The sequence below is a fragment of the Anabaena sp. AL09 genome (assembly GCF_001672255.1).
In the GTDB taxonomy this organism is placed as follows: Bacteria; Cyanobacteriota; Cyanobacteriia; order Cyanobacteriales; family Nostocaceae; genus Dolichospermum; species Dolichospermum lemmermannii.
This window is the reverse complement of the sequence record NZ_LJOQ01000038.1, coordinates 155,021-170,788: the sequence shown is the minus strand read 5'-3', so window position 1 is coordinate 170,788 and position 15,768 is coordinate 155,021. Positions and strand designations below refer to the sequence as shown.

Annotated in this window: 13 protein-coding genes and 1 pseudogene; 7 read left to right on the top strand and 7 right to left on the bottom strand. The window is 38.1% G+C overall.

The features are described 5' to 3' along the window. Nucleotides 1-193: 193 nt before the first annotated feature. A complete protein-coding gene (gene ctpC / locus AN490_RS07125; protein ID WP_148767133.1) occupies nt 194-1,477 on the top strand; it encodes a carboxyl-terminal processing protease CtpC in 1,284 nt (427 codons plus the stop codon). Between the two features lie 9 nt (nt 1,478-1,486). Here ctpC and AN490_RS07120 read toward each other — a convergent pair whose 3' ends face one another. Together AN490_RS07120 and AN490_RS22920 are read right to left on the bottom strand one after the other, a co-directional pair. Beyond that, the gene (locus tag AN490_RS07120; protein WP_300001224.1) at nt 1,487-2,587 is read right to left on the bottom strand and encodes a protein kinase; all 1,101 of its coding nucleotides are present in this window, start codon (nt 2,585-2,587) and stop codon (nt 1,487-1,489) included. Nucleotides 2,588-2,661: 74 nt separating this feature from the next. Continuing rightward, nucleotides 2,662-2,787 (bottom strand): hypothetical protein, encoded by a 126-nt coding sequence (locus tag AN490_RS22920; protein ID WP_366925025.1) that lies wholly within the window; start codon nt 2,785-2,787, stop codon nt 2,662-2,664. A 647-nt stretch (nt 2,788-3,434) separates the two neighbouring features. Between AN490_RS22920 and sipA the strand changes: the two genes are divergently transcribed. The 6 genes from sipA to AN490_RS07090 all read left to right on the top strand — a co-directional run bounded on the left by sipA (nt 3,435) and on the right by AN490_RS07090 (nt 9,781). Beyond that, nucleotides 3,435-3,683, top strand: a complete 249-nt coding sequence (sipA, locus tag AN490_RS07115; protein ID WP_271821755.1) for a regulatory protein SipA — start codon at nt 3,435-3,437, stop codon at nt 3,681-3,683. A gap of 49 nt (nt 3,684-3,732) precedes the next feature. Beyond that, on the top strand, nt 3,733-4,290 hold the full coding sequence (locus AN490_RS07110; RefSeq protein ID WP_300001220.1) for a peroxiredoxin: 558 nt from the start codon (nt 3,733-3,735) through the stop codon (nt 4,288-4,290). Nucleotides 4,291-4,487: 197 nt separating this feature from the next. After that, nucleotides 4,488-5,357 (top strand): polyphosphate kinase 2 family protein, encoded by an 870-nt coding sequence (locus tag AN490_RS07105; protein WP_300001218.1) that lies wholly within the window; start codon nt 4,488-4,490, stop codon nt 5,355-5,357. Nucleotides 5,358-5,525: 168 nt separating this feature from the next. Continuing rightward, nucleotides 5,526-6,116 (top strand): chemotaxis protein CheB, encoded by a 591-nt coding sequence (locus AN490_RS07100; RefSeq protein WP_300001216.1) that lies wholly within the window; start codon nt 5,526-5,528, stop codon nt 6,114-6,116. 146 nt (nt 6,117-6,262) lie between these two features. Next, nucleotides 6,263-8,158, top strand: a complete 1,896-nt coding sequence (locus AN490_RS07095) for a CheR family methyltransferase (protein ID WP_300001214.1) — start codon at nt 6,263-6,265, stop codon at nt 8,156-8,158. A gap of 249 nt (nt 8,159-8,407) precedes the next feature. Further along, the gene (locus AN490_RS07090; RefSeq protein ID WP_300001212.1) at nt 8,408-9,781 is read left to right on the top strand and encodes a cobyrinate a,c-diamide synthase; all 1,374 of its coding nucleotides are present in this window, start codon (nt 8,408-8,410) and stop codon (nt 9,779-9,781) included. A gap of 83 nt (nt 9,782-9,864) precedes the next feature. Here AN490_RS07090 and AN490_RS07085 read toward each other — a convergent pair. From AN490_RS07085 to AN490_RS07065, 5 genes and pseudogenes are all read right to left on the bottom strand, one after another. Then, nucleotides 9,865-10,020 (bottom strand): annotated as a pseudogene (locus AN490_RS07085) (sensor histidine kinase); the annotation flags it as partial. A 59-nt stretch (nt 10,021-10,079) separates the two neighbouring features. Then, nucleotides 10,080-11,831 carry a R3H domain-containing nucleic acid-binding protein gene (locus AN490_RS07080; protein WP_300001210.1) on the bottom strand — a complete coding sequence of 584 codons (1,752 nt, stop codon included), beginning with the start codon at nt 11,829-11,831 and terminating at the stop codon, nt 10,080-10,082. Between the two features lie 25 nt (nt 11,832-11,856). Further along, nucleotides 11,857-12,990, bottom strand: coding sequence for a circadian clock protein LdpA (ldpA, locus tag AN490_RS07075; protein ID WP_300001208.1), 1,134 nt, complete (start codon nt 12,988-12,990; stop codon nt 11,857-11,859). Between the two features lie 142 nt (nt 12,991-13,132). Continuing rightward, nucleotides 13,133-14,731: an Hsp70 family protein gene (locus tag AN490_RS07070; protein ID WP_300001206.1), complete on the bottom strand. Its 1,599-nt coding sequence runs from the start codon at nt 14,729-14,731 to the stop codon at nt 13,133-13,135. 251 nt (nt 14,732-14,982) lie between these two features. Beyond that, a complete protein-coding gene (locus AN490_RS07065; protein ID WP_148765598.1) occupies nt 14,983-15,588 on the bottom strand; it encodes an exopolysaccharide biosynthesis protein in 606 nt (201 codons plus the stop codon). Nucleotides 15,589-15,768: the final 180 nt, after the last annotated feature.

The following is a 15,768-nucleotide window of genomic DNA, read 5'->3' as shown; positions in this document are numbered from 1 at the left end:
GTATTTGCGAAGTTAGGATTAAGTTGTGCGTTTTGAAGAGATTTTCTCTACTTTTAAGAATTATTAATTGCTCATCAATCGAGTTCTATCCGTAAACAAAGTTCAACGGCCAATTCCTAATTACCAATTACCAATCCCTGTGTTAGATTGGGCATACTTGATATATATTTTTTCCTTTGACACAGCCGCCATTATGGTAATTACAAAAAGTAAACTGGTTTTGAGTGCTACGGTGGTAACGCTTTCTACAATCGCCGTTACTGGTCTGGGTATTCACTCAATTGGTAAGGCTTCATTTAAAGATAGTCACAAGGATTTGGTAGATGAAGTTTGGCAAAATATTTACTACCGATATGTAGATGGCACTTTTAATCAGGTAGATTGGCAAGCTGTTCGCAAGGAATATTTAAGCAAGTCCTATACTGATGATAAAGCGGCCTATAAGTCCATTCGGGAAATGCTGAAAAAGCTGGAAGATCCTTACACCCGGTTTATGGACCCAGAGGAATTCAAGAATATGCAAGTTGATACCTCTGGTGAACTTACGGGTATTGGTATCACTATCAGTCAGGATGAAAAAACTAAACAACTGGTTGTAATTGCTCCCATTGAAGATACACCAGCATTTAAAGCCGGTATTTTAGCTAAAGATATCATTCTCGAAATTGATGGTAAAAACGCCAAAGGTATGGATACTAATGATGCAGTATCCCTAATTCGTGGACAATCAGGCAGCAAGGTGAGGTTGACAATTCTGCGGAATGGTCAGAAAAAAGAATTTAATATTCAACGAGCGCGCATTGAAATTCATCCTGTCCGCTTTTCGGAAAAGAAAACTCCAGCGGGGAATCTTGGCTATATTCGCTTGAATCAATTCAGTGCTAATGCCAGCAAGGAAATGAAAAATGCTATTCAAAGTTTAGAAGCTAAAAAGGTTTCTGGATATGTTTTAGATTTACGTGGTAATCCTGGAGGGCTGTTATACGCGAGTATAGAAATTGCTCAAATGTGGATGAATAAAGGCACGATTGTCTTTACTATTGACCGTCAAGGTACACAAGATAAACAAGTTGCCAATGGCAAGGCTTTAACTGATAAACCTTTGATAATATTAGTAGATAAAGGGTCAGCTAGTGCTAGTGAAATTGTTTCTGGGGCATTACAAGATAATAAACGGGCGACTTTGGTCGGAAATCAAACTTTTGGGAAGGGTTTAGTTCAATCGGTGCAACCTTTAAAATCTGGTGCTGGTTTGGCTGTAACTATTGCCAAATATCATACTCCTAGCGGTAAAGATATTAATAAACACGGTATTGATCCAGATGTGAAGGTAGAATTAACTGATGCCCAACGTCAAAAGTTATGGTTGGGCGGAAGGGATAAATTAGCGACTCTTGAAGATCCTCAATTTGCTAAGGCTGTGGAATTGTTAGGTAAAAAATCGGCTCAAAACACCAATACAATTCAGCAGAATTAAATGATTTCTTCACCCATTACCAAGAAACTTAGCTTTTAATTCTTCTAATTCTTTATCTATGGGATTATTGCTAGGAGATTGTGGTTGAGAATTAGGGTTTTGTGGTTGGGGTTTACTACCTGTGAATTGAGTTTTTAGTTCTTGTAATTCTTTCTCAATTTGGGTGGAAGTTTTAACCACAGCAGGAGGTTGAGACGTGGGTGGAGTTATTTGTTTGGGTGGTAAAGATGATGGTTGAAAATTCAAATCTTTGATCACTTCATCAACTGTTTGGTAGCGGTGACTGGGGATGGTTTCTACCATTTTGTCAATGATTCGGCTCAATTCTTGACTAACAGGAGTTTTTAGATATTGTCCCCATATCCAAGCTGCGTTATGGGTATCGTAGGAGTCGAAAGGCGATCGCTCTGTTAACAGATTAATACAAGTTACTCCTAAACTATAGATATCACTGGCGAAAAGTGCCTTCCCGCGCATTTGTTCCGGGGCGACATATTCGGGACTACCTATACTGGTTCCCGTGCGGTTTAGGGCTGTTCCTGTGGCGGATTTCGCTGCCCCAAAATCAACTATAACTAATTTGCGATCGCTATTGCGACGAATGATATTTTCTGGTTTAATGTCTCGATGTATGACTCGTTTACCATGACAAAATTGCAGCACTGACAATAAATCATTCAGTAATTGTCGAATCTGCGTTTCATTGAAAGCCCCATTTTGTTCTAATTCTTGGTGTAAATTTAGTCCATTAATAAATTCCTGAACTAAATACTGTCTGTCATCTTGGTTACAATATGCCAAAAGTGCAGGAATTTGGGAATGTTGTCCCAATTCATCCAACTGAACAGCCTCTTGATTAAATAATTCTACTGCCTTTTGTACCGTATTTGTCCCTTGGGATTGGGGGAAAAATTGCTTAATTACACAGGGTGGCTTTGAGGGTTTATCCTCATCTACAGCGAGAAAGGTTCTACCAAAACCACCTTGTCCGATAGGTTTAATAGCGCGGTAACGTTCTTTTAGGAATAATTTCGTCCCACAGGTTTGACAAAACTTAACATCATCAGTGTTTTCTGGGTGAGAACAATGGGGATTAAGACAATAACTCATAATTAAATAAATGATACTTGTCTTTATTGTGCCTTATGCTTGTAAAAACGTGGTTATTAACTTTTATTTTATTTCTAAGTAATGTTAAGAGATTTTTTTAATGCTAGTTCCACCTGATTAAATAGATCAGATGGTAAAATTCCTATTCTTTTGTGAAAAACTGAATTATGGACAGTAGCAATTTTATCAGCCCTAATCAATGATGTTTTTTTTTAGTCCTGTTTTTATGAAGTCAGTGTGTGTCTCTGACATTTGCACTTTGAAAAGTTTAAGAATTTTAATAGCAGTTTCCGCGTCTTTATCCCCCTTAGCAGTCCACCAGGTGTGAATTGAACTTCCCCCTGTTCATCCATTGAGTAAATGCGAGATTAAATTATATAATTTGAGTATCTAAGTCCTTATCTTAACATTTTTCCGATCAAAACAAGCTATAAACATCTAAAAACCCGATCAAGGTTGACCGGGTTCTAGTGAATTTGCAGGTTTCAAATGATTAAAGTAAGTAAGTGATTGTAAGTTACTAAGGGTGGACTTTCTAAAACGCAAACACAGCATCTCTACGTCTTTCCGCTCTGGGATTTGGCTTCGCCATCTTATCTAAAGTTTGGCTAGTTGCCACTTTATGATCAATAATGCTGTACTTGTGGGGCTAATGACGGGGGACACTAGATCAATTGCCCTTTCTCTTAGTTGGTTTCTTCTTAACTTGGTGTCCTATGGATTTAATATATCATTTCATTTTGGATGTGGAATATGTTCTTTACATTTATTAACAAATAGGTGGAAAGGAAGAAGAGTAAAATAAAATCGATATTTACCGTTATTCAAAATTACAAACTGTTGCACAATGTCGTCAGAATTCCCAATTGGTAGTAAAGTCCGTGTGGTATCATTGCCACCTTATGTCAAAACCGCTGACCCAATGCCTATGTTACGTCCTGCTGATGTAATTTATGTTGGTGAGGAAGGTATAGTTCTTGACCGTCGCCCTGGTGGTTATTGGGGTATACGCTTGACTAGAGGCGCTTTTCTTATAGATAGCCAATACATTGAAAGTATCGAAAAACCACCAGAAAACCAGTCAGATTCAGAATAGCGGCTAACAAGAATGTAAACTTATTTAAGTTATATTTCTGGTGAAGACTATGATTTCGCGCCGCACTTTTATTAGCATTCTATTTGCCACTTGCTTGGCTGTTATCAGTTGGTTGAATTTTACCCCTCCTGCTCAAGCTTTAGGTGGTAAATTACCGGCAATTAATCAACCTGCACCTGAATTTACCTTACCAACTAATACGGGGAATGGTGAGGTTTCCCTGGCTGATTTCCAGGGTAAGTGGGTGGTTCTCTATTTCTACCCGAAAGATTTTACCTCCGGTTGTACTATTGAAGCGCGGCGGTTTCAGCAAGATCTACCTAAGTACATTGAGAAAAATACTGAAATTATTGGTGTCAGTGCTGATGATATTGATTCCCATGCAGAATTTTGTGATTCAGAAGGGTTAAAATTTCCTTTGTTAGCTGATACTAAGGGTGAAGTTAGTAAAGCTTATGGTTCTTGGATAGGTGTTGTCTCTATGCGCCATAGTTTTATTATTGATCCTCAAGGGATATTAAGAGCAACTTTTGTGGGAGTTAATCCGAGTATTCACAGTATGGAAGTTTTAGCAAAGTTAACAAAATTGCAATCTGCTGTTTTTTAAAATAAGTTTTCACTCTGTCTCTCTGCGGTGAAAAGGTTTTTTATCTAACCACAGAGGCACAGAGAACACAGAGAGAAAGAGGTTATACTAAATTAAGATGAAGCTCCATAGAATAAGATTTCAAAAATAATTAAACGCAGATAAACGCAGATGAACGCAGATGAATTTATGAATTTTATAGGAGTGCTAATTTTTTTATGAATCATGATCCTTATATTGTTAAACCAGGTGATCAAATTTCTTTGGTAAAGGACTATAACGCAGGTTATAAATGTGAGTTTCACCAAAAAGATGATGCGGTGAAAAAATTAAAGACAGGTATTTTACAATTAGCAAAATATCAAGATATTCTTTATGCTCAAAATACCTATTCTTTATTGATTATTTTTCAAGCAATGGATGCTGCTGGTAAAGATAGTACCATTAAACACGTGATGTCTGGCGTGAATCCTCAAGGATGTCAGGTATTTAGTTTTAAATCACCGAGTGAAGAAGAGTTAGATCATGATTATTTATGGCGTTCGATGAAGTCTTTGCCAGAAAGGGGAAGAATTGGCATTTTTAATCGTTCATATTATGAAGAATTACTCATAGTCCGTGTCCATCCAGAAATTCTTAAAAAACAACAATTACCCAATTTTCCTCAAAATAATCATATATGGAAACAGCGATTTGAGGAAATTAATAATTTTGAAAAATACTTGTTCAATAATGGGGTAATTGTCCTCAAGTTTTTTCTAAATGTTTCAAAATCGGTGCAAAAAAGACGGTTTTTAGAACGGATTGAATCACCGGATAAAAATTGGAAACTTTCTGTTAGTGATGTTCGGGAAAGGGCTTTTTGGGATGATTATATGGATGCCTATGAGCAGGTTTTTAACCATACAAGTACAGAATTTGCACCTTGGTATATTGTTCCTGCTGATCGTAAATGGTTTACACGCTTAGTGGTAGCAGATATTATTTGCCAAAAATTGCAGGAATTAAATTTGCAATATCCGCAAATGAGTGAAGAATATAAACAGCAATTATTAGCAGCCAAAAAAACTTTAGAAGCAGAAAATTAGTCAATTAAAAGATCCTGTGTAGAGACGTTCCATGGGTAGGGATTCTCGGCTCTACATTTTTGTCCCCAAATGCTTATTTGGAAAGTTCTATACGTCTGTGGATACAGGGAATGAATTGAAAATTTTGATATTTTAAGGATGGGGGGAACTATAATCTTCAAGATAAATATGCCAAATCTTCCTAACTTTGATATTGTGGCTTTAGCGGCTTCTGCTGGTGGGTTAACGGCGTTAATTGAGGTGCTGGCACATTTACCCGCAGATTTCAAAGCAGCAATTGTGATTGTTCAACACTTAGATCCTCGTCATCCATCTCTCATGGCAGAAATTCTCAGTCGTCGGACTCCACTGACAGTAAAACAGGCAAAGGAAGGAGACAAGCTCACACCAGGGACTGTTTATATTGCTCCTCCTAATAATCATTTGTTGGTGAATAGTGATGGTAAAGCCTCTTTATCGCAGTCGGAAATGGTGCATTTTCTCCGTCCTTCGGCAGATTTATTGTTTGAATCTGTGGCTGCAAGTTATAAAGAAAGAGCGATCGCTGTTGTCCTCACAGGAACTGGCAGTGATGGGGCAATGGGAGTAGAAGCAATTCAAAAAATGGGTGGGACGGTAATTGTCCAAGATGACAAAAGTGCTGAATTTTCGGGAATGCCGTCCGCAGCAATTATGACTGGGAATGTAGATTTTATCCTGCCTTTAGCAGAAATTTCTTCAGCTTTGCTAACTTTGGTCATGCCTCATCCTGATTTGTAATCTATTACCAATTTAGTTTATTATAAAAAATTGACTATAATAACATAGATACCCGACTTCTTTGAGAAGTCGGGTATCTGGGGGGATCTGGTGATTCTGTATCTCTATAACGTAGTTCATTTATTAGCAAAATCCTGATTTATTTTATGAATGTCCCACATAAAGACCCTGATTTTGAAAACCTCCTCGAATATTTACGAATCAACCGAGGCTTTGATTTCACAGGTTATAAACGTTCAACTTTAATGCGCCGTGTTACTAAAGAAATGGAGACTTTAAAGATAGATACTTTTGTCAATTACCAAGATTATTTAGAAGTTCATCCAGATGAGTTTAAAAATTTATTTAATACTATTTTAATTAACGTCACCGCTTTTTTTAGAGATGCTTCAGCGTGGGAATATTTAGCCAAAGAAGTTATTCCTAATATCATCAAAAATAAACAACCAGATCAACAGATTCGATTTTGGAGTGCTGGTTGTGCTTCTGGGCAAGAAGCTTACACTTTAGCAATAGTAATAGCGGAAATATTGGGAATAGAAAAGTTTCGTAATCGGGTAAAAATCTACGCAACAGATGTAGATGAAGAAGCTCTCGTTCAAGCTCGTCAAGCTAGTTATTCAACCAAAAATATTGATGAAGTCCCGTTAGAATTACGCGATAAATATTTTGATATAGTCAATAAAAATTATGTTTTTCGCCAAGATTTGCGTCGTTGTGTAATTTTTGGTCGTCATGATTTACTTCAAGATGCACCGATTTCTCGGTTAGATTTATTGATTTGTCGCAATACCTTAATGTATTTTAATTCGGAAACCCAAGGAAAGATTATCAATCGCTTTCATTTTGCTCTTAATGATCATGGCTATCTGTTTTTAGGAAAAGCAGAAATGTTAGTTATGCACTCTAATTTATTTATCCCTATAGATTTAAAAGATCGTGTATTTGAAAAAGTATCTTTAGGAAACCTCCGCAGTCGTCAACTAGTTATGAACAATTTAGAAAATCAAGAATCAACTAGTAATTTTTCTCAAGAAATACGCATTAGAGATTTGGCTTTTGATACAGCATCTAGCGCCCAAGTTGTAGTAAATAATGATGGCATATTAATTATGATTAATGAACAAGCTCGTAATTTATTTGGTCTGACAATAAAGGATTTAAATCGCCCTTTTCAGGATTTAGAATTATCCTATAGACCGGTGGAATTACGCTCAGTAATTGAGCAAGTATATAATGAACGTCATCCGATTATACTCACAAATGTTGAACGTTATCAGTCTAATTCAGAAATTCAAAATTTAGATGTGCGGGTTATTCCTTTACAAGATAATAATCAAATTATTCTTGGTGTAACAGTTACCTTTAATGATGTCACCCGTTATCTGAAACTCCAGACAGCATTACAACGTTCTCGACAGGAACTAGAAACAACCAATGAAGAATTGCAATCAACTAATGAAGAGCTAGAAACAACCAATGAAGAATTACAATCTACCAATGAAGAATTAGAAACAACTAATGAAGAATTGCAATCAACAAATCAAGAAATGGAGACAATGAATGAAGAACTGCAATCGGCTAATGAGGAGTTACAAACAATTAATCGTGAATTAAGCGATCGCACCAGTGAACTTGACCAAAGTAATATTTTTCTTTCTTCTATTTTAGGCTGTCTGCAAATGGGAATGGTAGTCTTAGATAATAACTTGAATATTTTAATTTGGAATCATACAGTTGAAGATATGTGGGGTTTACACAGTGAGGAAGTAGTTCATAAATCTTGGTTTAGCTTGGATATTGGTTTACCTGTAGAAAAATTGCGAAATCCAATTCGTGATATTATGTCCGGTAAAAAGAAATTCCAGGAAATACTCCTGAATAGCACTAATCGTCGCGGCAGACAAATCCAATGTTATATTGCCTGTAGTCCCCTAATGAATGAAACAGTAAAAGGTGTTATTATCATGATGACAGATATTGAAAAAATCAACAGTATGATTTCTCCAACAAAAATTGAAGAAAGACAACGGGAAGGATAATTGTCAGTGGTCAGTTGTTAGTTGTTAGTGGTCAGTAGTTAGAATATATAATCTTAGAGGTTGTTTGAAAACTTTTTCGTGTGGGATCTGACACCCGCAGATCCCCCTAAATCCCCCTTGAAAAGGGGGACTTTGAGGAATTTAGCCCCCCTTTGTAAGGGGGGTTGGGGGGATCTCGATTAATTCTGATACTTTTCAAACATCCTCTTAGTTTTTAATTGTTAATTTTGAATTTTTAATTGTTGATCTATGTCTATAATTATTGCTGGAGAACGGAGTGGAGTCGGGAAAACAACAGTTACACTTACCCTATTAGCATCTTTACGTCGTCGTGGTGTGAAAGTACAATCTTTTAAAGTCGGACCCGATTATATTGATCCTATGTTTCATCAATATGTAACTGGTCTTCCTTGTCGAAATTTAGATGCTGTACTAACTTCAGAAAATTATATTCAAAAATGCTTTAACCATCATTCTCCGCAAAGTGAATATACTTTAGTTGAAGGTGTAATGGGTTTATTTGATGGTATTGGTCAGTTAGCAAATACAAATGGAAAAACAGACTTTGCGAGTACAGCGCACGTTGCCAGATTATTAGATATCCCCATCATCTTAGTAATAGATTGTAGTCGCTTATCGGGTTCAGTAGCCGCAATTGCACACGGTTATTGTTCTTTAGATAGTAGAATTAAAGTTGCTGGTTTAGTATTAAATCGGGTGGGAAGTGATCGACATTTATCATTATTAAAAACTTCCCTTGCACCTTTACAATTACCCATACTTGGTGTTTTAAGAAGACAAGATAACATTACCATTCCTGACCGTCATCTGGGTTTAATTCCCACTTCAGAATTACCAGAATTAGATCAGATAATTAATAGTTTAGCAGATATAGGTGATACTTACTTTGATTGGGACAAACTTCTACCACTTTTAAAATCATCATCTTCCCCAATTCCCAATTCTCAATTACCAATTACCAATTCCTCAGTAAAAATTGCCGTAGCGCGAGATCAAGCTTTTAATTTTTATTATCAAGATAACTTAGATTTACTAGAACAATTAGGAGCAGAATTAGTATTTTGGAGTCCATTAAATGATTCTCAATTACCAAAAGATATCCAAGGAATGTATTTTGGTGGTGGATTTCCTGAAGTATTTGCACCACAATTAGCTGCAAATATTAGCCTAATTCAAGCAGTCAGAAATTCAATTTCAGCAGGAATACCCACAATTGCTGAATGTGGAGGATTGATGTATTTGTGTGAGCAAATTATTGACTTTGACGGTAACTCCTGGCCAATGGTGGGAATATTACCCACTCATGCACAAATGGATAAAAGATTAACTTTAGGATATCGTCGCGCAGTAATTTTAGAAAATACTTTTTTACTTGATAGCAATAAACATATTTTTGGCCATGAATTTCATCGTTCTCATTTAATCACTAATTCTCCTCAACCATTATTTAATACCTATCGCTATGATTGTGATGAAAATACAGGTTTTGAAGGTTGGTATTTACCTAATGTTCATGCTTCCTATATTCATCAACATTGGGGAGAAAGTAGAGAAATACCTCAAAGATTTATTCAAGAATGTTTAAAAAATCAACAAATTTAGATCCCCAATTTAGATCCCCGACTTCTTTTTTATCTTATAACTAAATTGTAGATTCATGTTAGAAGTCGGGGATCTTAATCTTATTATTTCATTAAAGGAATAACAACATTAAAAGTTGTTCCTACATTAACTTCACTTGCAAAAGTAATTTCTCCTCCATGTGCTTCCACTGATTTTTTCACAATTGCTAAACCTAGTCCAGTTCCAGAAATATTACCAACATTACTACAGCGGTAAAATGTCCAAATCCCCTGAAAAGATGTAAAAACAATCCTTTCAGGGGAAAATTATCAACAACCTACGCCGGGTAAATTCTTAACCGCCGATTAGGTTCATCGCCAAAACTATCGGATTTGAGACGATAATGTTCCACCAACTCATGCTGCATTTTCCGCACTTGGGAAGAACGGGGTAATAACTCCACAGGCTGACCTTTAGGAATGACAATCTGCTCCACAGCAAGCCTCGCCTCCTCCAAAGCGTCCATTTCATCATCACCACCGTTGTGTAATAACAGTTGTAACTCTCGGTCATCGCCAATATCTGGATCATCAATATTCAGTAAGCGGCGGAGACTGCGAGTAATTTGGGGAATTGTACTAGACTTGATCACATGAATGGGTACATGACGAGCCTTAGCCATTTGTCTTAACTTAGCGTGATTCTTAACGTGCGATCGCAAAGCCAGAATAGCATCAGCACTATCTAAGTCCTTGGTCAATATCACAGGCAAAGTTAACACATTAATCACCTGTTCCAGTTGTTGACGACTCACCCCATAGGGGTAAATGTGCAATGGTAAATCTTCCCCATTGGGACCTGCTTGTTTGCGGCTGGCAAAATCAAAACTTTCTGAGTAATTGAAAGATTCATCCAACAAACGGTCAAATTCACTGCGTCCCGTCGGTCTTTCCCGATCCAGAGATAAAGGTGGTAAAGCCACCATTTGTCCAGAAGAACGCCAACCATTAGGTTGAGCAGAGAGGAAAGATTCCTCCACATTAGTAATGTGTCCATTGCCATTACCATTGCTATTGCCACCATTGACCACAGCCAACTGTCTAACAACGCCAACCTTGCCATTGTCATCAACAGTTCTCGTTTGTGGAGTCGGTTGACGACCACGTAACAAAGTATCAACCGTATCAGCCACACATTCATGAACTACCCAGCGTTGCCGTTCCAGCATCTCCACAGCAATCTCAAAAGTAGGTGGCGCTTTGCGTTCCAAAACTGTCTTTTGCGAACCACGCCGTCTAGCTTCATCATCTCCTAGAGTCACAGCCTGAATCCCCCCAACCAAATCAGACAGAGTGGGATTTTTAATCAGGTTTTCAATCTGATTACCGTGGGCAGTTCCTACCAATTGCACCCCCCGTTCGGCAATGGTTCGGGCTGCTAAAGCTTCCAATTCCGTGCCAATTTCATCAATGATAATGACTTCTGGCATATGGTTTTCCACAGCCTCAATCATGACCTGATGTTGTAATTCTGGCTTAGAAACTTGCATCCGTCTCGCCCGACCAATGGCGGGGTGAGCAACATCACCATCCCCAGCAATTTCGTTAGATGTGTCAATAATGACCACTCGCTTATGTAAATCGTCCGCCAACACACGGGCAATTTCCCTTAAAGCCGTGGTTTTACCAACACCCGGACGACCTAGCATGAGAATTGATTGACCAGTTTCCACCAAATCGCGGATCATGGCAATTGTTCCGAATACCGCCCTGCCGACCCGACAAGTTAAGCCAATAATCTTACCGCTACGGTTACGGATAGCACTGATCCGATGCAAAGTTTGCTCAATTCCTGCCCGATTATCCCCCCCAAAATTTCCAACTCGTTGAATGCAATCATCTATCTGTGCTTGAGTGACTGGTGTTTCGCTCAAATACTCAGCTACATGGGGAAACCGAGCTTCTGGACGACGGCCTAAATCCAAAACCACTTCAACTAAATTATCTCCATTAGGATGATGCTCTAGTTTTTGTTGAAGGTCTTGGGGCAAAATGTCTAACAACTTTTGGAGATCTTCTGTAATCGTCATGCTTTCTATTGGTGACTTGACGTTTTTAGAGATATGCTTGGAGCGATGAGCGCGACTGCTCAGACTTAATCTGGGAAACGAGAGTATGGGCAAGCCTTACAGCCTCCCATAGTAATTCCGGTTCTGATTCCAGGCGAATATTGCCTTGACTATCAGTGTTAATCACCTCCTTTTTTTCTAACTGGTCAAGAATGGGTGACAGCAATACACGGGCGTAACTACCATAGGCAACCCCAGAGATAAAAGCTGGGGACTCTTTCCCCCCTGCCTCTTTCAGCAGTCCCATTCCCTTCAATTTAGGAACGGTGTAGCTATTAGTTCCGCCTGCTAACTGCACATATCCCGGTAGGTTTGCTGCCACAACTTTTTGCCCCAATTTCACTGTGGCTATGGTTGTACCATCACCAATATCACCACTCATTGAACGTCCATCAGTTTGCCAAATTAAAAACTGGGGACGGGGGATAATTAAATCATAAATAGCTTTTAGGTAATTAATTAGACCTTCTCCATCGTTACAACTGATGGCTACTAACTTTAATTGATCTGCCCAAGGTGTCATCGCGTTCCATAACCGTTGGAATTCTGCCAACCGCCCCACTTGAGTATGAATTTCTACGGCTGCTATTCCCGTTGACATGATCAATGGTACGATCTCCCCTGGCGTTGACTCATAAGATTTTGTATAAATTGTACCATAAGGACAGATAGGAATGCAACGGCCACAGCCATAACATTTTTCAGCGATTACTCCAGAAAAATCATCTTTGGTATTGTTAAATAAAATTGCTTGGGCTGGACAAATTTTTTCACATGGTCTGGAACAATCGCGGGGACAGTCTTGAGAATTAAACTCAGCTTTTCTAAAATGGGGATCTTCGCCATCATTGAGACTGACCATCAACAAGGGCAAATTACCTGTAAAGGCAAAGCCTCGCTTTTGGGCATTATATCTCAAGCTTTGGGCTACCAGTAAAGCTTCTTGGGTGGCGGCAATGACTGCCGGATCTGCTGCTACATCTATACAGTCAGCACCAGCCAAGGTGTAGGCTAATGTTAAGTTTCTGACCGCAGGAAGATGTTGGTAACTGGCTCCGCAAATTAATTTGAACCAGTTACCCTGTTGTAGGGATTGTAAAGGGGCTAATAAATCAGTCACATTTCCATTATGCGTTTATTCGACTGAAAATAGCAGCCTGTGATCAGGAAAATTTAGATTTTTTTGTTACTAGTTTTTTATTGGTAAATTTTTATACTACTATAAAGCCTCTCTTGTTTGATTTATTGGTGAGAAATCTGGATTAAGTTAATTTGGCTACAAGTTGATTTTCTAATAGGATGTTATTTGTTAATAAGTCCTCAACAGTAATTCTTAAAAACCGTTGTTCATCAACTTGAAAATAGATTTTAATGCGATCGCTTCCCGGAAATCCTGGAGGTTTAAGTTTGGCAATTTTACTGGCATTTACTGTATCATTGAGAGGCTTAACAGTAGTTGCACCATGATCAATCTGACGAGTAATTAAGCGGTCGCCCTCAAAGTATATCTCTGTTCCACCTGTTTGGGCGCCCAATTCCCCAACAATTAATTCAATGCTGGGTTGATTTTCCACAGAAGCACCCAAAACTAATTCTACGGGTTGAGTCATGGGGTAAGGTTGTCCAGTTTTAATAATTGGATGCCAACTATGACGTTGATTGCGGCGATCCCAATAACGCACACCGTAACTATGATAAAGATAGTCTTTAATTTCTATCCCTTGAGTTATTTGTAAAGCCCCTTGAGCGATTGCTTCAAAAGGCAATTGACGGCGGATTTTTTCTGGTTCAAAATATTGTTCTATCCATGCTTGCACTACGGGCAACTGTACAGTTCCCCCAACTAATAATACTGCATTAATATCATCAATTTCTATACCGTAGCGTCGCGCTTGCTGTAATAGCGTCATCATTACATCATGCAGTTTATCAAAAAATCCGTTTTCCTGCAAAATATTTTCAAAGGTGTAACGATCAAGATCCATTTCATAACTTTCAAAAGTTTGATCATGAAAATAAACTTCACTAGCTTTATCTTGGTGAGATAGCTGAATTTTCAACTGTTCCGCTAGTCGCGCTGTAAGAGAACTAACTGGCAATCCTTGGGTTTTAGCAAAGTAATCTACTATCCAATTATCAATATCAGTTCCGCCTAGATTTTGCCCTGCTTTTGCTAATACACGGGCTGTTTTAGTCTTTTGTTGAGAATTTTCACCCAGATTTTTATCACCCCATTTGAGAAGAAATCCTAGAGGTTTAGTCTTGGCTTGTGTACCTTGATCTAAACTCACTAAAGATAAATCTAAAGTTCCACCACCAAAGTCAACGACTAAGAGAGTTCCTTGATCTGTTAAACCATACCCCAAAGCCGCAGCAGTGGGTTCATCCAACATCCGTACCTGTTCGACGGGTAATGATTGACAAACTTTCCCTAACCAGTGACGATAGGCTTCAAAGCTGTCTACTGGTACGGTTAAAACCAAGGAATCTATTCCCCCTTCTAAAGGTGCTAATTCTGCAATTACTTTGCTTAAAAACCATGTTCCTACCTGTTCAAAGCTAATGTTTTGTCCATCAAGTTCCGGTAGAAAACCCTGGATATCTGCACCAATTCCCCGTTTAAAGTTCCGGAAGAATCTGGTGTCGGTTTTCAGATCCAAACCGCGATCGCGTACCTGTTGTCCAGCTATAATTTTACCAAGGCTGGCATTTTCTACATAAACTAAGCTGGGAATCAGTGGAGGGTTAAGAAATTGTTGCGTTGATAATCTGGGTAGATTCAGGGTTTCTGCTTGTTGAGTGACAGGATTCCAACGAGTGATAACTGTGTTACTTGTGCCAAAATCAATCGCGATCGCCATATTCTTTGATTATTTAACTAAATAAATATCTAACATATTGGATATTAAGTTTTTTATAGTTGGTGACAAAACATACTTTCTCGAAAGAACGAGAATACAAAATTGAAAGTTATCCGGACATAACAGAATCAGCAGTGGATACTCAAATAGTAGATGCACCTTAATTAAACCATTACCCTTGGCTTGTGGCTAAGGGTTTTTTTCTTTGGGATTTATATCTTAACAAATTTTGATCAGGAATGCCAAAAATTTTATTTGAAAATAGCAGGCAGTAAGTTGGGGGCTAACCATAACGCATAACCAATAAAACCAAATAGCATAGTAATCAAGAGAGTAGCGACATAACTAATACACATTAATAAACCATCAGATTCAATAGTAGCAACTGCCAAAAGTAAAATCCCCACAGTCGGAATGGGATTGGTAAAGGGAATTGGGGAAATTAGTAGTATTGTTAACCAAGAGATGCACAGCCCGTTAAATCGCCAAATTAAAGGATGATTGGCGACTTTTTGTAGTCGGGGACGGGCAATTTTTTCTAATACCCTAGTCACGCGACGCAGATTTTGTAAGATGATTTTAGCGAAGGCGTTGGGAAATTTATAGTTAGCGATTTTTTTGGGTAGCCAAGGTGTTCTCCTCCCTAAAACCATTTGCAATGATAATAATAAACAAGCACCACCTAAAGGACTGGTTAAGCCTGGAGGCATGGGAAATAGAAAAGGTAATACTAGTAATGTGATTACTAAGCTAAAACCCCGTTCGGAAGTTTCCGCTAGGATATCACCTAAAGTTAGTGGCTGTTCACTTAAACGTTCTAGAAGGGATTTAATTTCTTGAGAAAAGCGCAAATTCATAACTATGATTTTAATGATTTTTCTGATTCTTATGATACAGCAAAATTCAGGAGTGAAAACCGCTGGATGCTTCCTTGTTGACAGATAGGAGTTTAATTTTCATTTTTTACCTCCTTTACCGACCATCTCCTGTTTAATTACATATCCCATCAAATAAATCATATCAATCAGGTAAATCAT